Annotated in this window: 23 protein-coding genes; 11 read left to right on the top strand and 12 right to left on the bottom strand. The window is 63.4% G+C overall.

Annotated features, from left to right (window positions below; genetic code table 11):
- Positions 1–11 precede the first annotated feature (11 nt).
- From SE91_RS03370 to ykgO, 3 genes are all read right to left on the bottom strand, one after another.
- The gene (locus SE91_RS03370; RefSeq protein ID WP_061846581.1) at positions 12–272 is read right to left on the bottom strand and encodes a hypothetical protein; all 261 of its coding nucleotides are present in this window, start codon (positions 270–272) and stop codon (positions 12–14) included.
- Between the two features lie 127 nt (positions 273–399).
- Complete coding sequence (locus tag SE91_RS03365; protein WP_060734841.1) at positions 400–1,041, bottom strand: tetratricopeptide repeat protein; 642 nt, start codon at positions 1,039–1,041, stop codon at positions 400–402.
- 105 nt (positions 1,042–1,146) lie between these two features.
- A complete protein-coding gene (ykgO, locus tag SE91_RS03360) occupies positions 1,147–1,272 on the bottom strand; it encodes a type B 50S ribosomal protein L36 (protein ID WP_006611362.1) in 126 nt (41 codons plus the stop codon).
- Between the two features lie 311 nt (positions 1,273–1,583).
- On the opposite strand from ykgO, the gene SE91_RS03355 reads away from it, so the two are divergent.
- Entirely contained in the window at positions 1,584–2,468 is an 885-nt protein-coding gene (locus SE91_RS03355; protein ID WP_061846580.1) for an amidohydrolase family protein, read from the top strand.
- Between the two features lie 74 nt (positions 2,469–2,542).
- Here SE91_RS03355 and SE91_RS03350 read toward each other — a convergent pair whose 3' ends face one another.
- Positions 2,543–3,277, bottom strand: coding sequence for an SDR family NAD(P)-dependent oxidoreductase (locus SE91_RS03350; protein ID WP_061846579.1), 735 nt, complete (start codon positions 3,275–3,277; stop codon positions 2,543–2,545).
- A gap of 148 nt (positions 3,278–3,425) precedes the next feature.
- On the opposite strand from SE91_RS03350, the gene SE91_RS03345 reads away from it, so the two are divergent.
- Positions 3,426–3,797 (top strand): winged helix-turn-helix transcriptional regulator, encoded by a 372-nt coding sequence (locus tag SE91_RS03345; RefSeq protein WP_197489416.1) that lies wholly within the window; start codon positions 3,426–3,428, stop codon positions 3,795–3,797.
- Between the two features lie 24 nt (positions 3,798–3,821).
- Here the strand turns inward: SE91_RS03345 and SE91_RS03340 are convergent, their stop codons facing one another.
- Together SE91_RS03340 and SE91_RS03335 are read right to left on the bottom strand one after the other, a co-directional pair.
- Complete coding sequence (locus SE91_RS03340; RefSeq protein ID WP_061846578.1) at positions 3,822–4,595, bottom strand: hypothetical protein; 774 nt, start codon at positions 4,593–4,595, stop codon at positions 3,822–3,824.
- The gene (locus SE91_RS03335) at positions 4,592–5,503 is read right to left on the bottom strand and encodes a DMT family transporter (protein WP_283806216.1); all 912 of its coding nucleotides are present in this window, start codon (positions 5,501–5,503) and stop codon (positions 4,592–4,594) included. Before SE91_RS03335 ends, SE91_RS03340 begins: the two co-directional genes overlap by 4 nt.
- Positions 5,504–5,559: 56 nt before the next feature.
- On the opposite strand from SE91_RS03335, the gene SE91_RS03330 reads away from it, so the two are divergent.
- The 4 genes from SE91_RS03330 (at position 5,560) to SE91_RS03315 (ending at position 8,443) form a co-directional block, all read left to right on the top strand.
- Complete coding sequence (locus SE91_RS03330; RefSeq protein WP_156489433.1) at positions 5,560–6,159, top strand: Lrp/AsnC family transcriptional regulator; 600 nt, start codon at positions 5,560–5,562, stop codon at positions 6,157–6,159.
- A 146-nt stretch (positions 6,160–6,305) separates the two neighbouring features.
- Positions 6,306–7,037 carry a haloacid dehalogenase type II gene (locus SE91_RS03325; protein ID WP_061846576.1) on the top strand — a complete coding sequence of 244 codons (732 nt, stop codon included), beginning with the start codon at positions 6,306–6,308 and terminating at the stop codon, positions 7,035–7,037.
- Positions 7,038–7,086: 49 nt separating this feature from the next.
- Entirely contained in the window at positions 7,087–7,554 is a 468-nt protein-coding gene (locus SE91_RS03320) for a YbaK/EbsC family protein (RefSeq protein WP_008544039.1), read from the top strand.
- A gap of 55 nt (positions 7,555–7,609) precedes the next feature.
- A complete protein-coding gene (locus tag SE91_RS03315) occupies positions 7,610–8,443 on the top strand; it encodes an adenylate/guanylate cyclase domain-containing protein (RefSeq protein ID WP_061846575.1) in 834 nt (277 codons plus the stop codon).
- 56 nt (positions 8,444–8,499) lie between these two features.
- On the opposite strand, the gene SE91_RS03310 is transcribed toward SE91_RS03315, so the two are convergent.
- Together SE91_RS03310 and SE91_RS03305 are read right to left on the bottom strand one after the other, a co-directional pair.
- Positions 8,500–8,856 (bottom strand): hypothetical protein, encoded by a 357-nt coding sequence (locus SE91_RS03310; protein WP_061846574.1) that lies wholly within the window; start codon positions 8,854–8,856, stop codon positions 8,500–8,502.
- Between the two features lie 131 nt (positions 8,857–8,987).
- A complete protein-coding gene (locus tag SE91_RS03305) occupies positions 8,988–9,974 on the bottom strand; it encodes a tripartite tricarboxylate transporter substrate binding protein (protein WP_061846573.1) in 987 nt (328 codons plus the stop codon).
- 149 nt (positions 9,975–10,123) lie between these two features.
- Here SE91_RS03305 and SE91_RS03300 point away from each other — a divergent pair, with 149 nt between their 5' ends.
- Positions 10,124–10,381 carry a hypothetical protein gene (locus SE91_RS03300; RefSeq protein ID WP_060734837.1) on the top strand — a complete coding sequence of 86 codons (258 nt, stop codon included), beginning with the start codon at positions 10,124–10,126 and terminating at the stop codon, positions 10,379–10,381.
- A gap of 69 nt (positions 10,382–10,450) precedes the next feature.
- On the opposite strand, the gene SE91_RS03295 is transcribed toward SE91_RS03300, so the two are convergent.
- Positions 10,451–11,386, bottom strand: coding sequence for a LysR family transcriptional regulator (locus SE91_RS03295; RefSeq protein ID WP_061846572.1), 936 nt, complete (start codon positions 11,384–11,386; stop codon positions 10,451–10,453).
- 117 nt (positions 11,387–11,503) lie between these two features.
- Here SE91_RS03295 and SE91_RS03290 point away from each other — a divergent pair, with 117 nt between their 5' ends.
- The 3 genes from SE91_RS03290 (at position 11,504) to wrbA (ending at position 13,734) form a co-directional block, all read left to right on the top strand.
- Entirely contained in the window at positions 11,504–12,256 is a 753-nt protein-coding gene (locus SE91_RS03290) for an SDR family NAD(P)-dependent oxidoreductase (protein ID WP_061846571.1), read from the top strand.
- Between the two features lie 39 nt (positions 12,257–12,295).
- On the top strand, positions 12,296–12,994 hold the full coding sequence (locus SE91_RS03285) for a pirin family protein (RefSeq protein ID WP_061846570.1): 699 nt from the start codon (positions 12,296–12,298) through the stop codon (positions 12,992–12,994).
- A gap of 140 nt (positions 12,995–13,134) precedes the next feature.
- Positions 13,135–13,734 (top strand): NAD(P)H:quinone oxidoreductase, encoded by a 600-nt coding sequence (gene wrbA / locus SE91_RS03280; RefSeq protein ID WP_061846569.1) that lies wholly within the window; start codon positions 13,135–13,137, stop codon positions 13,732–13,734.
- Between the two features lie 72 nt (positions 13,735–13,806).
- On the opposite strand, the gene SE91_RS03275 is transcribed toward wrbA, so the two are convergent.
- Positions 13,807–14,283: an Lrp/AsnC family transcriptional regulator gene (locus SE91_RS03275; protein ID WP_061846568.1), complete on the bottom strand. Its 477-nt coding sequence runs from the start codon at positions 14,281–14,283 to the stop codon at positions 13,807–13,809.
- A 119-nt stretch (positions 14,284–14,402) separates the two neighbouring features.
- On the opposite strand from SE91_RS03275, the gene SE91_RS03270 reads away from it, so the two are divergent.
- Positions 14,403–14,942, top strand: coding sequence for an RBBP9/YdeN family alpha/beta hydrolase (locus SE91_RS03270; RefSeq protein ID WP_061850910.1), 540 nt, complete (start codon positions 14,403–14,405; stop codon positions 14,940–14,942).
- Between the two features lie 4 nt (positions 14,943–14,946).
- On the opposite strand, the gene SE91_RS36835 is transcribed toward SE91_RS03270, so the two are convergent.
- Positions 14,947–16,089: a GNAT family N-acetyltransferase gene (locus SE91_RS36835; protein WP_061846567.1), complete on the bottom strand. Its 1,143-nt coding sequence runs from the start codon at positions 16,087–16,089 to the stop codon at positions 14,947–14,949.
- Positions 16,090–16,208: 119 nt separating this feature from the next.
- The coding region (locus SE91_RS03260; RefSeq protein ID WP_197489415.1) for an O-antigen ligase family protein at positions 16,209–17,044 on the bottom strand (836 nt) is incomplete at its 5' end.

Here is a 17,044-nt window from a genome sequence, read left to right as displayed (position 1 = left end):
ATGCCGGCGGTCTAGTTCGACCCGTCCTCGTCCTTTTCCTCCTCGGGCGTGGGCGCGGGGCAGACGCGGATCGTCGAACGGGCAAGCTTGGCATCGGCCCTGGATTTGTAGGGGCCGGAACCGAAATAGATATCGCCGATGATCACGGGATTGCTGGTCACGATGTTGCATTTGCCGGTGGCGCGATTGCCGACCACCCAGAACAACCCGTCGGCGAAGCTCGCCGTTCCCGACGCGATCAGCAAGCTACCCGCAACAATCAAGCGCTTCATGGCTGTGCTCTCCCTGTCATTCAGGTAGGCCCGCCGCGGCAGCAGCAATAGCCCGCAAAGCGCCGCGCTTCCGATCGTGGTTAATCCGCGACGGCCATGATCACTCGGGAAATGATCAACTTGTCCGCTAGATGTCGCGGCCTTCGACCTTCTCGGTCAGCGATTTGACCTGGTCAGGAATCTTCTCGAGGTGCGGATTGACGGCGAGCGCCTTGCGGTAGGCATCCAGCGCGCGCTTCTCGTCGCCGACCTCCTGCATGATCATGCCGAGCCCTGCCAGCGCGCCGAAATGACGGGGCTCGCGGATCAGCACCTGCTGGATGTCGGCGAGCGAGCGGCCGTAATCGTTCTGCATGTAATAGAGCGTCGCGCGTCGGTTCCAGGCCTCGATGTAATCGGGCCTGAGCTTGATGACCGAATCCAGCAGCTTGATCGCGATTTCGATCTTCTGCGCCTCGGCCGCGGTCTTGGCGCGTGACATCAACAGCGCCGCCGTGTCGCTCGGGGTCTGCAGCCAGACCGCCCAGATCCGTGCCTCGACATGCTTGGCGCTGGCCTCGTCGGGCGCTGCCTTCAGTGCGCCGAACAGAAAATCGAGGTTCTTGCTGCGGTCGACCTTGGGCAGCTTGGCCGGCGCCTCCGGCAGCTTCTTCTGCTTGCCGGGCGGGGGCGGTGGTTCGATCTGCTGCGCCAGCGCCGGCGTAAGGCCGGTCGCTCCCAGGACGAGGGCCAGGCACAGCGTGCGGGCGAAAGGGAATCTCACTGCCATGGTGAAAGTCTAAACGCGCAAAGCCGTCCTTGCAAAGCAAGGACGGCGTCAAACTCGTGTGAGCGTAGTGTTGCGGAGCGCGCGAAAGCGCCGCGCAGGGCGAGATCAGCCCTGACGCGCCTTGAAGCGGCGCTGCACCTTGTTGATCACATAGACCCGGCCCTTGCGGCGGACCAGGCGGTTGGCGCGATGGCGACCGCGCAGCGATTTCAGCGAGTTACGGACCTTCATGGCAGAATCCTGAACGTTCGAAAGGCCGTGTTCGGCACTACCGTTTCGGCACGCGCGAATGTGGCAAAATGAGATTTTTCCCGCCGGCGGACCGACCGCCCGGGACGGGGCGGTTCTTAAGGCATCGTGGGAGGTGATGTCAATGTTAACTGCCGGGTTCCGGACCGGCCATCGGCGAAAACAACCCCATGCACAGTAGAAGCGGCCGAATCGGATCTATTTTATCGCCACGCTTTCAAGGCCTTTCGACAACGCCTTGCCAAATTCGTTATATCATATAATCAATTCGGCAACCCGTCGGGAGGATCCCCATGCCGAAGCTGAAGCTGCCTAACATCGACGACGTCGTCGCCATCGACATCCACACCCATGCCGAGGAGCCCTGCGGCACCCATCCCGATGACGGCTATGACGATTTCCAGGCGCAGATGGCGGAGTATTTCAAGTCGCCGCACAAGCATCCGCCGACCGTGCCGGAGACTGCCGCCTACTATCGCTCCAAGAACATCGCCGCGGTGATCTTCCCGGTCGATGCCGAGCGCGAGACCGGTTTCCGCCGCTACAAGAACGAGGAGATGCTGGAGATCGCCTCCGAGCATCTCGACGTCCTCATCCCCTTCGTCTCGATCGACCCGCACAAGGGCAAGCTCGGCGCGCGCGAGGCACGCAGGCTGATCGAGGAATACGGCGTGCGCGGCTTCAAATTCCACCCGACCATGCAGGGCTTTTACGCCAACGACCGCATGGCCTATCCGCTCTATGAAGAGATCAACAATGGCGGCGCGATCGCGCTGTTCCACACCGGCCAGACCGGCGTCGGCTCCGGCATGCCCGGCGGCATGGGCATGCGGCTGAAATATTCCAACCCGATGTACATGGACGACGTCGCGGCCGATTTCCCCGACCTTAAGATCATCCTCGCGCACCCCTCCTTCCCCTGGCAGGAGGAGGCGCTGTCGGTCGCGACGCACAAGCCGAACGTCTATATCGATCTCTCCGGCTGGTCGCCGAAATACTTCCCGCCGATCCTGGTGCGCTACATCAACTCGATTCTCCAGGACAAGATGCTGTTCGGCTCGGACTGGCCGGTGATCACGCCGGACCGCTGGCTGTCGGATTTTGCCAAGATCGACATCCGCGACGAGATCCGGCCGAAGGTGCTCAAGGCCAACGCGCGGAAGATTTTGGGCATCTAGGCGCTCACTGATACCCCGAGCATCGAGGGCTTCGATCGAGCGATCGAAGCCCTCAGGCTCAGGTGCGCGCGGCCTCAGACCTGTGCAAGGCCGCCGTCGACGAAGACCTCGCCGCCCGTCATGTAGCTGCTGTCCGAAGACGCCAGGAATGCGGCGACCGCCCCGGTCTCGCTGGGGTCGGCGACACGCCCGATGGGCGTCGTGCTCCCAAGCGCATCAAACGCCTCCTCGCCGACGATCTCCAGCGCCAGCTCCGTCTTGGTCGGCCCCGGCGACAGCACATTGACGCGGATGCCCGTGCCGCGCAGGTCCAGCGCCCAGCTGCGCGCCAGATTGCGGATCGCGGCCTTGGTCGCGCTGTAAATGCTGAACTGCGGCGTCCCCATCACGCCCGTGCTCGATCCTGTCAGGATGATCGACGACCCCTTGCGCATCAGCGGCAGGGCCTTCTGCACGGTGAACACCAGCCCTTTTACATTGACGTCGAAGATATGATCGTAGTGCTCGGGCGTGATCTCGCCGAGCGGCGCAAACAGCCCGGTGCCGGCATTGGCGAAGAGAACGTCGACACTGCCGCGTTCGGCTTTCACCGTCGCATATAGTCGGTCCAGGTCGGACAGATCGGTGACCGATCCCCTGACTGCGCGCGCCGAGGGCCCCAGCTTCGCGACGGCGGCGTCGAGCGGCTCCTGCCGCCGTCCGAAGATGTAGACGAACGCGCCTTCGTCGACGAACCGTTTGGCCGCTCCCAGTCCGATCCCGGTTCCGCCGCCCGTCACCACCGCCGTCTTGCCTTGTAGTCTGCTCATGTTGTGCTCCTTCAATGAGGTTGCACTGAGCTGGCAGCCTACCCACCTATCGACAAGTATGCACCTTTTGGTAAGTGCCCAAAAAATGTCAGACACGACTTTCCCGCCTGCACAGGCGCCAACACCGGTCCAGAGTTGCACACCGACTTTGCCCGGATTCACTTGCGGCCTGGATGCCACCTTGCGGGTGGTCTCCGGCAAGTGGAAGCCGCTGATCCTGTACTTCCTCGCCCAGGACGGCCCCACCCGCTACGGCGAGCTCCGGCGCGCCATCCGCGACGTCAGCGACAAGGTGCTGATCCAGCAGCTGAAGGAGCTGGAGGCCGACGGCCTGGTGAAGCGGACCGACTACAAGGAGGTGCCGCCGCGGGTGGACTACAGCCTCACGCCTCTCGGCCATAGCCTGGCGATGGCCCTGGTGCCGCTCTGCACATGGGGCACGGAGCACATGGCGGAAGTCAGTCGGGTCTTCGCGGAGAGGGCCACCTGGACACGGCCCGGACGTCAGCCAACCCTTTAGCTTGAGCTGATAAGCAAGCCATACCTAAACCGACATGAATATCCAGCGACCCTGCAGCCGCAGCGCGCCCATCTGGATCAAGAGCGTGGTGGCGATGGCCGCGAGGAACGCAGGGAGGATGCCGACGGTCGTCAACAGCAGACCAAGAATGAAGAAGAACGTAGCAAATCCGTAGAGAGCCAGGACCATGCCGCGCAACACCTGCGTCGCCATGACGGCACCCCGGATGCGATGAGCGAAAATCGCCAAAATGGTTCCGAACACGGGAAAGCTCGCCAACACACCGGCCGTTTTCGCACCGACGAAAGTGGCAATCCCGGTCAAAGTCAGGACAATAGTCGTTGCGATCAGCATCCGCGCAGGTAGATCCCACCAATGTGCGGGGACGACGGTGCGAATTGCCGTGTGATGTGGAATGAGGCGCGCGGCTGCGGTGAGCGTGCCCAAAGCGATCAGAAAAAAGCTCCAGTTCGCCAGCGGCAGGAGCTGAACAAGGAAGCCGGTGACTGCATATGTGGCGGTTCCGACCAGCAAAGCTATCACGCAGCCCTTTCGAGCGAAAAGTGCGTAGCCGAGGCTGAAGCAGGCCTGAGCGGCAGTGCCGACCAACGACCCGTTGGTAGCCGCCGCGGCGAAGTCCGCGCCGTACTGGAGGGCAAGGAACGCGGCGACCGGACCTGACGTCAGCGGCAAACCGACGAGCCACCCACCGATGGCGTCACCCCAACGACGCCCGGCCAAGGAGGCGACAAGGATGAGCAGCGGCGGCAGGATCAGCTTCAAGACGATGAGGCTCATTCGTGCGGCACTGCTTCCTCGGCTTTGCGCCGGGTGGCCACCGCCAAGGCAAGACCGACGAGGATGAGGACGACACCAGCGCCGAAAAGCAGCCCGAGCGCATCACCGAACATCACAGCCGCCGCCGCAATGCCGAACACGGGCTGAAGATACTGAACGCTCGCCGCGAGCGGAGCTGAAACTGTCTTCAGGATGTACAGCCAGAGGAACAGCCCTGCGACACTGACCGCCACCCCGAGGTAGGCGGCTGCAGCAACGACCCCACCCGTGAGATGGACATCGCTGTGCGACAGCTCCCAAGCGCACCATGGCATCAGCGCAAGGAACCCAAAGAGCGTGCTCCAGGCCGCGACGGCCGCGGTATCATACTCGCGCGTAAGTTCGACGCTCCAGACGTAATAGAACGCGATCGCGACGGCCGAGAGCAGCATCCAGAAGGCGCCAACCACACCAGACGAAACCACCGAGCCCGTCACCTGATCTTGTCCGAGCGCAACCAGACCGATGCCGGCGAACGCAGTCAGTAGACCAAGCTGCTGGCGGCCGGTGACACGCTGTCCCAGTCGAAGAGCCGCGAACACGACGACAAAGATGGGAATGGTTGCCGAAATGATCGTTCCGACGGACGCGGTCGTGCCCTCGATGCCGAAAACCTGTGCGACCTGGCCGACGCCGATTCCCAAAACGCCGAGGGCAGCCGCGCGAGGAAGCGCCTTCAAAGCGAGCGTCGGCTTGCCGATCGTGCATACGAAGAGCAACAGCACCGCGATGGCAAACCGCATTGCGGTCAACGTCAGCGGAGGCACCGACTGAAGACCATATTTGGTAACCGGGATCGAAAGCCCCCACATCACGGCGAGCAGCAGCATCCAGGCGACACCTCGCGCGGAAACGCCGCTTGGCGTCATCGGCGCCGATCTTTCGAGTCGAAATGCCTGAGAATTCATGACGCAAAGCTAGCCCATTGGTCGACGATGCAGATTTCTTTTTTTCAGTGATTTTGGTGCCTAATGGCCCTAACAATACTCGGATGAAGAAATCGAGCTCCCCAAAAAAGGTACAAGGCTTTCAAAAACGAAAGCCGGACGCAGCGCACTATTTTGTGCTCGACGAGATCGACAGACGAATTCTGCAGGCTTTGCAGCAGGATGGATTGATCGCAAACCAGGTTTTGGCAGATGAAATCGGCCTGTCGCCTCCGGCCTGCTTGAAGCGCGTGCGCCGCCTGAGGAGCGCGGGGATCATCGAACGCACAGTATCTCTGCTATCTGCTGAGGCATTGGGTTATCCATTGCTTACCGTTGTCCGCCTGAAGCTCGATGGACCAACCGAGGCGATGATGCACACGTTCGAAGCGCGAATGATGGCTTCTCCGCGTGTGTCGCAATGCATGCTGATCGCCGGCGATACCGATTACATCCTCCTGGTCCGCAGCCGCGATGTTGCGCACTATCAAGAGTTTGCACGGCGCATGTTAAAGGTGGCCCCCGGTGTTCGGGCCTACACCAGCGAGATTGTTTTGGCTGTGACCAAGTCTACAACAGAGCTGCCTGTTGATTCCTGATCAACGATCAATAAGCTGCGCCCGATTAGACCCCGCCGATCACGCTTTGGATCGGCAGATTTTCGATACGGGTTTGGTAAGCTGACGATTAGGGCCATTCCCCCAAGCGAGGTCATCGTGACCGTAACGGCATGGAAGGATAGCCAATGAGCATCAAAGCCGTCGTCTTCGACGCCTACGGGACGCTCTACGACATCCAGTCGGTCGCCGAAATCACCGAGGATGCGTTCCCGGGTTATGGCGAGCTCATCACGCAGGTCTGGCGCATCAAGCAGCTCGAATACACCTGGCTGCGCTCGCTGATGCGGCGCTACCAGGATTTTGCCGCCGTCACCCGCGACTCGCTCGCCTATACGCTGCGCATGCTGGGGCTCGCTTACGAGAACGACGCATTCGAGCGCGTCATCGGGAAATATCTGCAGCTCGATCTCTATCCGGACGCGACCGCAGCGCTTGCCGCCTTGAAACCGCGCAAGCTCGCCATCCTGTCCAACGGCAGTCCGGACATGCTCAATGCGCTCGTGCGCAACTCCGGCCTCGACACCCTGCTCGATGCCACCATCAGCGTGGACGCGAAGAAGATCTTCAAGCCGAGTCCTGAGGCTTATGAGCTGATCGGCGAGGTGCTCGGCACCCAGCCGAGCGAGGTTCTGTTCGTCTCCTCCAATCCGTGGGACGCCGCGGGGGCGAAGTCGTTCGGGCTGACTGTGGCGTGGATCGAACGGGTGACGCCCGAAGCCATGGCGCTGGCTTGCGTCGAGAACGAAGTCGTGGCACCGCTGACGATGTTCAGGGCGATCCGCACCCAGATGGACGAACTCGGCTTCGCGCCGGATCATCGCATCCGCGCGCTTTCAGAGCTGCCAGGCATCGCTTGAGGGATTGCATCACGTCGCCTGCCCACGAGTCTGGAATGAGCTGTTTGGAATGAGCCTTCAATCCGTTCGCGATTTCTTCGCCGAAAAAGCCCCCGACATATCAGTCATCGAATCCCCGATCAGCTCCGCCACCGTGACGCTGGCCGCCGAAGCCTATGGCGTCGAGCCCGGCCGGATCGCCAAGACGCTGTCCTTGCGCATCGGCGAGCGGGTGATCCTGATCGTCGCGAGCGGCACGTCGCGCATGGACAACAAGAAGGTGAAGGCGCAATTCGGCGGCAAGCCGAAGATGCTGGGCCTGGAGGAGGTCGCCGAGATCACCGGCCACGAGGTCGGCGGCGTCTGCCCGTTCGGGCTGAAGGTACCGCTGCCGATCTATTGCGACGTCTCGCTGAAAGCTTTCGACGTGGTGGTGCCGGCCGCAGGCTCGACCCACAGCGCGGTGCGCATCACGCCTGATCGGATGGCCGAGCTGACCGCGGCCGAATGGGTCGATGTCTGCGAGATCAGACCATAAGGCGGCTGCGGGATGCCTGATGCATTTGCCGGTCCGGGAGGCTAATGTAGGAACCATGCCCGACGATAAGGTAAAACGACGGCTGACAACCGTGCTGTGCGCCGATGTGTACGGCTATTCTCGCCTGATGGAAGCAGACGAGGCGGGAACGCTGGAGACGCTCCGCCGCTACCGCACTGCCATTGCGGGATTGGTCGAGCGTCACGACGGCCGCATCGTGAATACGTGGGGCGATGCCGTGATCGCCGAGTTCGCCAGCGTCGTCGAGGCCGTGCAATGCGCGGTCGAGATTCAGCAAGAGATCTCAAATCAGGATTCAGACCCCTCTCGCGTGAACCCGATGCGATTTCGCATCGGCATCAACCTCGGAGATGTGATGGTTGATGGCTCCGACATCTATGGCGACGGAGTCAATATTGCGTCGCGGCTGCAAGAACTCGCTGACCCCGGCGGCGTCGTCATCTCGAGCTCGGTCTACGATCAGGTGCACAACAAACTGTCCGTCGGCTTCGACTGCCTCGGCCAGCGGCCCATGAAGAACATTGCTCCCTTGACCAGCTATCGGGTGACCTTGGGCGACCAAGCCGCCGGCCGAGGGAGCTTCGCGGTCAACGAAAGCCCAGCTCGCCGGAAGGAAGCCGGTGCTATGCGGATGGACGACGGGCACGGTCCATCCTCATGGACGAGTGTCGTCTCGGATTGGCTGGCGAAACTGCCACGCCCGGTTGCAGCGGCCCTCACGGTGTCGGGCTTTTTGATTCTAATCAATCTGTTCACTGGCGCGCATAAAATCTGGTTCCATTGGCCAGTCGCAGCCATTCTCTTCAGTGTTGTCTTGCGGATGGCGCTTGGCCATCGACCTGAGTCGGACAGCAAGGGGGAGCGCTGAACGAAGCGGTACGACCGCATCTGGCGCTTACGCTGCGTACCTTGCGCCAGGCAGCGCTAATCGTCGTCCTCATCATAATAGGGCCGCGGCTGCGCGTACGGAGGCGGAGGCGCATTGTTATAACGCGGTGGCGGCGCGATGCGGTTGCGCGGCACCGGCTGCTGCGGCTGCACCTGATTCTTGGACTGGAACACCGCACGGCACCCGCTCGACAACTGCAGGGTGTTCTGCTGCAAGCAAGCCACGATGCGGTTCCTGTCCGGGATCTGGTCGCTGCACAGCCGCCACACATCGGGTGTGCAAGCCATCTGCTGTTCCATCGTGCCACGGTATTCTTGCGCCGAGGCCGCGCTCTGCGCGACAATGCCGCCGATCGCAAGCGCCACCCCCAGCGCAATCCGCTCTGTTCGCATATCCTGATCCTTCCCGATCTGCCCAAACCTCCTCAATCAATGAGGCAGGGGAAGGTTCTGAACCAACAACAAAACGTGAAAATGCGCCAGGAACCGATTGACCCGAACGATCATCCGAAGATCGTGCCGCCCTACTCCACCTTGCCGATCTTCTTCACGGCCGCGATCAGCCGCGCGCTGTCGGCCGTGACGAACTCGGAGAATGCGGGGGCGTCCTGATAGGCGACGAGACTGCCGGAGGTCTCGAAGGCCTTCAGCACATCGGGACTTCTCATCGCTTCGGCCATCGCTTCGCGCAGCCGAGCCGCGATCGGCGCCGGCAGTGCGCTCTGCGCGAACAGCCCGGCCCAGATGTAAAACTCGACGTCCTTGTAGCCGAGCTCCTGGAAGGTCGGCAGGTCGGGGAAGCTCGGGATGCGCTTCGCGCCGCAATTGCCGAGCACCCGCAGCTTGCCGTCGTCGACCTGTGGCTTCAGCGTGCCGGGTGCGGCGGCGATCGCCTGCACGGTCCCGCTGAGGATCGCCGTCAGCGCGGGACCTGCACCGCGAAATGGCACGTGGAGCAGCTTGATGCCGGCGCTGTTTGCGAACATCTCCATCGCCACGTGCAACGTGCCGTAAGGGCCGGACGAGCCGTAAGTGATCTGGCCCGGGCGCGCCTTGGCATCCTCGACGAAGTCCTGCGCCGTCTTCCAGGGCGCCGAGGCCGGCACCGCGAGCAGTGTCGGATCGGCGAGCACGCGCGCGATCGGCATGAACTGCGAGACCTCGTAGGCGACGGGACGATCGAACAACCGGTCGGCCTCCGGGAGCAGCGCGAGCGAGGACAACGTCATCAGCAGCGTATAGCCATCAGGCTCGGCGCGCGCTGCCGCGGCATTGCCGACCGAGCCGCCGCCACCGCCTGCCCTGTTGTCGACGATCACGGGCTTGCCGAGGATCCGCTCCAGCGCCTGTGCCACTGGGCGCGCAGCAAGATCGGCCTGCCCGCCGGCGGGAAAGGGCACGATCATGGTGATGTTGCGCGCCGGATAGGTTTGGGCGAAGACCTCGTCGGGTAACGCAGCGCGCAACAGCGGCAGTGCGGCAGCGGCGCGCAACAGATCGCGTCGGTCCATGATGGGAGCCTCCCCCGATGTTCTTTGTTTCGCTCTCAGCCTAACGCGCCAAGCGGCAAGAACAAGATGTTTACGAAGCGTTAGCCATGTTCGGCCTCGCCAGGAACGCATATCTGGACCCGCTGTTGCCCTCACAGGGAGAGTGAGCGATGCGGAATCTGGCGACCATCGACGTCGCGCTGGACGAGATGCTGGTGAATCTCGCGGCGATCGTCTTGCGGCTTTCGAAGCCCGAATTGAACCGCACGCCGGAAGCGCGGCGCGCCTTGGCGCAATCCGTCCATCAATACGGGGTTTGCGCGAAGCGATCGAACGACCCGCGCGTTCACGAATTGAAGGCGCAGCTGGACGAGACGATCAAACCGAGCTTGCGTATCGTCTCGATCAACGGCGTGAAGGTGTCGTAGTCGGGCTGCAATGAGAGTTCGCGTAGGGTGGACAAAGGCGCGCTCTTCGCGCGTCGTGCCCACCAAGTTTTATCTAGTCTTCGCACCATTCTTCGTCCGGCGCTTGCAGGTGCCCGGCAGCTTCGCTGCGAGGAAATCCGCGAGCGCCTCGACACGAGCGGGGCGCGGGCCGCCAGGCGGCGTCACCAGATGCACGGCGCCTTCGGCCTGCTTCCAATCCTTCAGGATCACTTCGACCGCGCCGGACGAGATCGCCTCGCCGACGATGAATTCGGGCAGCTCGGCGATGCCCAGGCCTGCGATCAGCGCCGGCATCACCGCCTCGCCATTGTTGACGCGAAGCGGGCCGCCCGGGCGCACGCTGGCCTGCTCGCCGGCCGAATTGGTGTAGTGCCAGACATTGGGCGTCGAGAGGTAGGCGTAGCTGAAGCATTTGTGCTCGGCCAGATGCATCGGATGCGTCGGCCGCCCGTGCTGCTTCAGGTAGGACGGCGCGGCCACGGTGTAGCGCGGCATGGTGAAGAGCTGCCGCGCGATCAGTGACGAGTCCGGCAGCCGCGCGATCCGCACCGCCATGTCGAATCCCTCGCCGATCAGATCGACGGTCGCATCGCTCAGATGCAGATCGACCGAGACTTCCGGATAGGCCTGAAGGAATTCCGGCAGCAGCGGCGCCACCGCCTTGATGCCGAAGGTCATGGGCACGGCGAGCCGGACCAGCCCGCGAGGCGCCACCGATTGGGCCAGCGCCTCGTTCTCCGCGGCCTCGCCATCGACCAAAAGGCGCGTCGCGCGCTCGGCGAGCTTGTGCCCGGCGTCGGTCAAGGCGAGCCGACGCGAGGTGCGATTGAACAGCCGGGCCCCGAGCCGCTCCTCCAGCCGCGTGACCGCCTTGGAAACGGTCGCCTTGGACATCGCGAGTTCGCCTGCGGCCCCCGCAAAAGACCGCAACTCCACGACTTTTGCGAAAATCGCGAGCGCCTCGAAATCCGGGAGTTTTGCCATGGCGGGCGATCCAATCGGGATAAATTAGGAAACAATGTGTTTCAACAGTTTCTATTTCTATACCACAGACGGAGGCTTATCCAAGGGTCAATCGCAATTCCAGCAATGGAGATTCCAATGACCAAGAAGCTCTCAGGCAAGGTTGCCCTCGTCACCGGCGGCTCGCGCGGCATCGGCGCGGCTTCCGCCCGCGCGCTCGCCGATGAAGGGGCAGACGTCGCCATCAGCTACGTCGCCTCGCCTGACAAGGCCGAAGCGGTCGTTGCCGAGTTGAAGGCCAAGGGCGTCAAGGCGCGCGCCTTCAGGGCCGACCAGGCCTCGGCGAAAGACGTCACGCAGCTCGTGTACGACGTCGCAAAGGAGTTCGGCCGTCTCGACATCCTCGTCAACAATGCCGGCGTCGCTGCTGGCGGTGCGATCGACGATGCCAAGGCCGACGCAGAAGCGTTCGCCCGTCAGGATGCCATCAACGTGCACGGCGTGATCGCGGCGATCCGCGCCGCCTCGCAATTGATGGGTGAAGGTGGCCGCATCGTCACCGTCGGCTCGATGCTGGCTGACCGCGCCTCATTCCCGGGCCTTGCCGACTACGTTGCCACCAAGGCCGCCGTGGTCGGCTACACCAAGGGCGCTGCGCGCGACCTCGGCCCGCGCGGCATCACCGTGAACGTGGTGCAGCCCGGCTCGATCCACACCGACATGAATCCGAAGGACGGCGGCGAGTTCGCCGAGACCCAGCGCAAGCAGCACGCGCTGCAACGCTTCGGCCGCCCCGAGGAAGTTGCCGCCGGAATCGTCTTCCTCGCCAGCCCCGAGGCCTCCTTCGTCACCGGCACCGTGCTCAATGTCGACGGCGGGTTCGGTGCCTGATCCGAGCCACCACCCGCTCAAGTCAAGGAAATTACGCAGATGATCGAACTCAGACCTTTCGCAAAGCTCGGCGGCGCCGATCACGGCTGGCTCAAGGCCAAGCACCATTTCTCCTTCGCCAGCCATTATGACCCGGACAACATGGGTCATGGCGCCTTGCGGGTGTGGAACGACGATGAGATCGCGCCGAACACCGGCTTTCCCGCCCATCCCCACGCCAACATGGAAATCATCACCTATGTGCGCGAAGGCGCGATCACCCATCAGGACAGTCTCGGCAACGAGGGACGTACCGAAGCGGGCGACGTGCAGGTGATGAGCGCCGGCAGTGGCATCCGCCACTCCGAGTACAATCTCGAACCGACCCACACGCGGATCTTCCAGATCTGGATCGAGCCGACGGCGCGCGGCGGTCAGCCGACCTGGGGCTCAAAACCGTTCCCGAAGGCAGACCGCTCCGGCAAGCTCGTCACCATCGCGAGCGGAATTGAAGGCGACATTGATGCGCTGCCGATCCGCGCCGACGCGCGGGTGCTCGCCACCACGCTGAAGGCGGGCGAGAGCGCGGAATACGCGCCGCAGAAGTCGCGTCATCTCTATCTCGTGCCCGCAGCGGGCGCGGTCGAGATCAACGGCGTACGCGTCAACGCCCGCGACGGCGCCGCGATCCGCGACGAGGACCGGCTGACGATCACCGCACTGGAAGATTCCGAGATCGTGCTCGTCGATGCGGCGTAGGCGCCGCTCCTTCCGTCATGGCCGGGCTTGTCCCGGCCATCCACGCCCATCCGCACGGAAGCAAGAACGTGGATGCCCGGGACAAGCCCGGGCATGACGACCTCAACATCTAGTCAAACTCATCGCCAACGGAGACCACCATGACCAAAGTTCTCGTCCTGTATTATTCCGCCTACGGCCACATCGAAGCCATGGCCAATGCCGTCGCCGAAGGCGCGCGGGAAGCGGGCGCCACCGTGGACATCAAGCGTGTGCCGGAGCTGGTGCCGGCCGAGGTTGCGAAGGCCTCGTACTACAAGGTCGATCAGGCCGCTCCGATCGCTGAGATCGGGGATCTCGCCAATTACGATGCGATCATCGTCGGCACCGGCACCCGCTTCGGCCGCATGGCCTCGCAGATGGCGAACTTCCTCGACCAGGCCGGCGGGCTCTGGGCCAAGGGCGCGCTGCACGGCAAGGTCGGTGGCGCCTTCACGTCGACCGCGACTCAGCATGGCGGCCAGGAGACCACGCTGTTCTCGATCATCACGAACCTGTTGCATTTCGGCATGGTGGTGGTCGGCATGAACTACGGCTTCGCCGGGCAGATGAAGCTCGACGAGGTCACCGGCGGCGCGCCCTACGGCGCCACCACGATCACCGGCGGCGACGGCAGCCGCCAGCCCAGCGCCAACGAGCTCGCCGGCGCGCGCTATCAGGGCCGCCAGATCGCGGAGACCGCGAAGAAGCTGCGCGGTTAAGCAACAGGGTTGATGCGATCGCGGCATTCCCGATCGGGAATGCCGCCTTGTTTGAACGGCGGCATCAGACACTCAGGCCCGTTCGGCCTTCCTCCTGACCAGGTCGCGCCCGATCGGCCGCGCCGGCTCGCTTCGCAGCACCAGCGAGGTCGTGACGGCGCCAAAGCCGGCGATGCGGTCCACGATCGTCTCGAGATCTTCCGGCGCCGAAACGAGCACCTTGAGCACGAAGCAGTCGTCGCCCGTCACGCGATGGACCTCGATGATGTGGGGAATTTCGCTGAACCGCTTGAGACAGGTCTTGATGTGCTCATGCGTGGTGCGCAGGCGCACAAGCGCCATCAGGCCGAGCCCTAGCGCGCGCGGATTGATGCGGGCGCCATAGCCTTCGATGATCCCAGCTTCCTCGAGTCGCTTGACGCGCTCGGAGACCGCCGGCTGGGACAGCCCGACGGAGCGGCCGAGCTCGGACAGCGGCACGCGCGCATTGGCTTGCAGCGCCTCGAGGATCCTCAGATCCTTGGCGTCGATGCTTCCGAAGCGATCCAACAAAATTCTCCGTTCCACCTTTAGATCAACGGCGGATGGTCGATTCCACCGATGACTTGCCATGTGATGCAGCACCGCGCTGCGTCACACTGCATCATCTCAGATATCACGGGATGACCATGCACGACACCATCACCCTGCCCGGCCTCGGCGGCTCCGGAGAGACTCATTGGCAGACGATCTGGGAGCGCAATGATGCGCGCTTCCTGCGGTTTCAGCCTGCGAGCTGGGATCAGCCCGACCTCGATGATTGGGAGCAATCGCTGGAGCGGGCGGTCAGAAGCTGCACGAAGCCGCCCGTGCTGGTCGCACACAGCCTCGCCTGCCTGTTGGTGGCGCATTGGGCCGCCCGCTTCCAATCCCGCATCGCCGGCGCGTTTCTGGTCGCGGTGCCCGATCCCGATGGCGCCAGCTTTCCGATGGAGGCGGCCGCGTTCAAGACGGTGCCGGAACGCGCGCTACCCTTCCCTTCGCTCGTCATCGCCAGCACGGACGACCCCTATGGCGAGATCAGTGCTACACGGCAGCGAGCCAGTGCCTGGCAGTCCTCTCTCATCGTGCTCGGCGCGCTCGGTCACATCAATGCGTCGAGCAGGCTCGGCGACTGGCCGCAAGGGCGCGCGCTGCTGGAGGCCTTCGGTGCGGGCCTGTCGCGGTGACGTATCAGCGCATCCGGCGCAGTACGGGCGCGGCGATGGCAGCGAGCCTGGGATATCGTCGCAGGCCCTGCGCCGCATGGTCGCGCCATGCGTATGGCAGACCGCGCCAGGACAGCGCGACGCTGACATCGGTCAGCGGGACCCGCGTAGCGCCGAAGCGGCGCTTATAATCCTGGTTGCCGATGCTGAGATCGAAACGACGCACGCCCTGCGCATGCAGCGCCGCCATGGTGCGCTCGATCACGAGCAGCCCGGGAGAGCAGCTCGACCATGCATCGCCTCCGTGGCTGATCCGCAGCAAGTAATAAGTCGCGCCTAACCTGATGCCGAACGACGTGCCGATGACGCCCTCGTCGCAGACCAGCGCCGTAACGACGGCATAGCCATCCTCAATGCCTTGCCGGGCAACCTCGCGATAGAACCGTGCATGGGTCTCGTCGTTGAGGACGAACGGCGAGCCGAGCTTTTGCATGCGCGCCTGCTGCTGCACATCCATCACGTCCAGCAGCTCGTGTGCACGCGCGACATCCGCGGCGAGCTCGAACCGCGCGCCGGCATGGCGGGTGAAGACGCGCCAGCAGCGCGGCATCTGCATGCGCTTGATCGAGGTTTGGTAAGCTTCATAATCGTCGCCGAGCAGCACGAGGTTGCCGTTGAGCGAGGACGATCCGGTCCGGCCGAGCGACATCAGCGGATTCGGCCTGCCGCCGATCTGGGCGGGCATCTTCCTCAGGCGCAGCAGATCGAAGCCATCGGGCAAGGCGCGCATTGCGTGGATCAACGCCTTGCCGATCGCGCGCAACGCCACCGCATCCAGAGCGGCGTCGAGCGACAGGATCGGCGCATTGTTGTCGGAGACGCCGAGATCGGCGAACTCGACGACGCGGATGCCGCGCCTGACATGGCTGATCATCGGCACCAGCGCGATGTCCCTGCCGGTCGCGGCATCGGAGATGACAGCGATCAGCGGTGCGAGATGGTCGAATGCCGCGTACCAGGCACCGAGCCAGTAATCATGCTGGAAGGCGGTGCGATGGCCCACGTTCAGCCGCAAAGCAGCCTGCCGCCAGTCACGCAGGAAATCGACCGCGATTCCCGGCGAGCTCGACACCCGACCTTCTGATTGCTCGACGCTGAGGAATGTCATCCGCGTGACATACGGTTACTGAGTGCTTCCAGATAGATTATGTTTCGTCGCAGACCACAAGCAGCGTCGCTGCTTATCGTTAAGCCGATGCCACCAAGGCGGCCTGCTGCGACAAGCTGTCAGCGCGCCGGTTCCGCTGCCTCGACGCACTGGAACCTCGCCAGAAAATGCAGGCCGGCCACTGCGAGCACGAACATGAACCAGATTGGATTTTGCCGATCGAGCAGGAACGTCTCGGTCGCACCGTAATACAAGCCGAACAGCCATATCGTCAGGAACAGCTTTGCCAGCGCGCCGCTGCGGTTGTGCGCCTGGGCCGACTGGAAATTGCCGAGCGGCGCGAGCGCGAAGATGAGGATCACCAGCAGCAGCCCTGGCAAACCGATGGTGACCGCAAGGTCGAGATAGCTGTTATGGCTGTGGGCCGCGGTCGTCGCCCATTCGGCGCCTTGCGCGGTCTGGCGCGCGGACACGTCGTCCCAGAAGGCCGCGTAACCATGGCCGATGATCGGCTTTTCCGCGACGGCTGCGAGGGCGAACTCCCAGATCGCGGAGCGGCCGGTGAAGGTGGGATCGAGCGGAAGCATCCGCGTGATGCCGCCGAGAGCCGGGCTCATGACGCTGCCGACCGTCAGCAGGTTCATCAAGATCAGCGGCACGAAGCAGATGATCCGCTTCAGCCACAGGCCCTGCGTGACGTAGACCAGCGAGGCCAAAAGGTAGATTGCAAGGCACAGCACCGACGACGTCTTGCCCCCGGTGAAGATCAGGAAGATGCCGGCAAGCGCGGCGATCGCCGGCCCCATCACGAACGAGCCGACCGCGGACAGGTAGATGCCAACATAGACCAGGATGGTCATCACCGGCGAGGCGACGTTCTTGTGGCCGAAGCTGCCGCGCCAGTCGCCGGCGAGCTGCGGCTCGGTGATGTCGAACACCGTGTGAATCGAATATT

Source organism: Bradyrhizobium sp. DOA1 (genome assembly GCF_001593325.1).
GTDB lineage: Bacteria > Pseudomonadota > Alphaproteobacteria > Rhizobiales > Xanthobacteraceae > Bradyrhizobium.
The sequence above is the reverse complement of the archived record's forward strand: the minus strand, read 5'-3'. Positions and strand labels throughout refer to the sequence as shown.

What these genes read in the sequence shown, in the direction of transcription:
- SE91_RS03325 (WP_061846576.1), top strand. Translation starts at nt 6,306, where the DNA reads ATGAGCATCAAAGCCGTCGTCTTCGACGCCTACGGGACGCTCTACGAC.
- SE91_RS03365 (WP_060734841.1), bottom strand. Translation starts at nt 1,041, where the DNA reads ATGGCAGTGAGATTCCCTTTCGCCCGCACGCTGTGCCTGGCCCTCGTC.
- SE91_RS03350 (WP_061846579.1), bottom strand. Translation starts at nt 3,277, where the DNA reads ATGAGCAGACTACAAGGCAAGACGGCGGTGGTGACGGGCGGCGGAACC.
- SE91_RS03335 (WP_283806216.1), bottom strand. Translation starts at nt 5,503, where the DNA reads ATGACGCCAAGCGGCGTTTCCGCGCGAGGTGTCGCCTGGATGCTGCTG.
- SE91_RS03370 (WP_061846581.1), bottom strand. Translation starts at nt 272, where the DNA reads ATGAAGCGCTTGATTGTTGCGGGTAGCTTGCTGATCGCGTCGGGAACG.
- SE91_RS03320 (WP_008544039.1), top strand. Translation starts at nt 7,087, where the DNA reads ATGAGCCTTCAATCCGTTCGCGATTTCTTCGCCGAAAAAGCCCCCGAC.
- SE91_RS03270 (WP_061850910.1), top strand. Translation starts at nt 14,403, where the DNA reads ATGCACGACACCATCACCCTGCCCGGCCTCGGCGGCTCCGGAGAGACT.
- SE91_RS03340 (WP_061846578.1), bottom strand. Translation starts at nt 4,595, where the DNA reads ATGAGCCTCATCGTCTTGAAGCTGATCCTGCCGCCGCTGCTCATCCTT.
- SE91_RS03310 (WP_061846574.1), bottom strand. Translation starts at nt 8,856, where the DNA reads ATGCGAACAGAGCGGATTGCGCTGGGGGTGGCGCTTGCGATCGGCGGC.
- ykgO (WP_006611362.1), bottom strand. Translation starts at nt 1,272, where the DNA reads ATGAAGGTCCGTAACTCGCTGAAATCGCTGCGCGGTCGCCATCGCGCC.
- SE91_RS03300 (WP_060734837.1), top strand. Translation starts at nt 10,124, where the DNA reads ATGCGGAATCTGGCGACCATCGACGTCGCGCTGGACGAGATGCTGGTG.
- SE91_RS03285 (WP_061846570.1), top strand. Translation starts at nt 12,296, where the DNA reads ATGATCGAACTCAGACCTTTCGCAAAGCTCGGCGGCGCCGATCACGGC.
- SE91_RS03295 (WP_061846572.1), bottom strand. Translation starts at nt 11,386, where the DNA reads ATGGCAAAACTCCCGGATTTCGAGGCGCTCGCGATTTTCGCAAAAGTC.
- SE91_RS03355 (WP_061846580.1), top strand. Translation starts at nt 1,584, where the DNA reads ATGCCGAAGCTGAAGCTGCCTAACATCGACGACGTCGTCGCCATCGAC.
- wrbA (WP_061846569.1), top strand. Translation starts at nt 13,135, where the DNA reads ATGACCAAAGTTCTCGTCCTGTATTATTCCGCCTACGGCCACATCGAA.
- SE91_RS03290 (WP_061846571.1), top strand. Translation starts at nt 11,504, where the DNA reads ATGACCAAGAAGCTCTCAGGCAAGGTTGCCCTCGTCACCGGCGGCTCG.
- SE91_RS03315 (WP_061846575.1), top strand. Translation starts at nt 7,610, where the DNA reads ATGCCCGACGATAAGGTAAAACGACGGCTGACAACCGTGCTGTGCGCC.
- SE91_RS36835 (WP_061846567.1), bottom strand. Translation starts at nt 16,089, where the DNA reads ATGACATTCCTCAGCGTCGAGCAATCAGAAGGTCGGGTGTCGAGCTCG.
- SE91_RS03305 (WP_061846573.1), bottom strand. Translation starts at nt 9,974, where the DNA reads ATGGACCGACGCGATCTGTTGCGCGCCGCTGCCGCACTGCCGCTGTTG.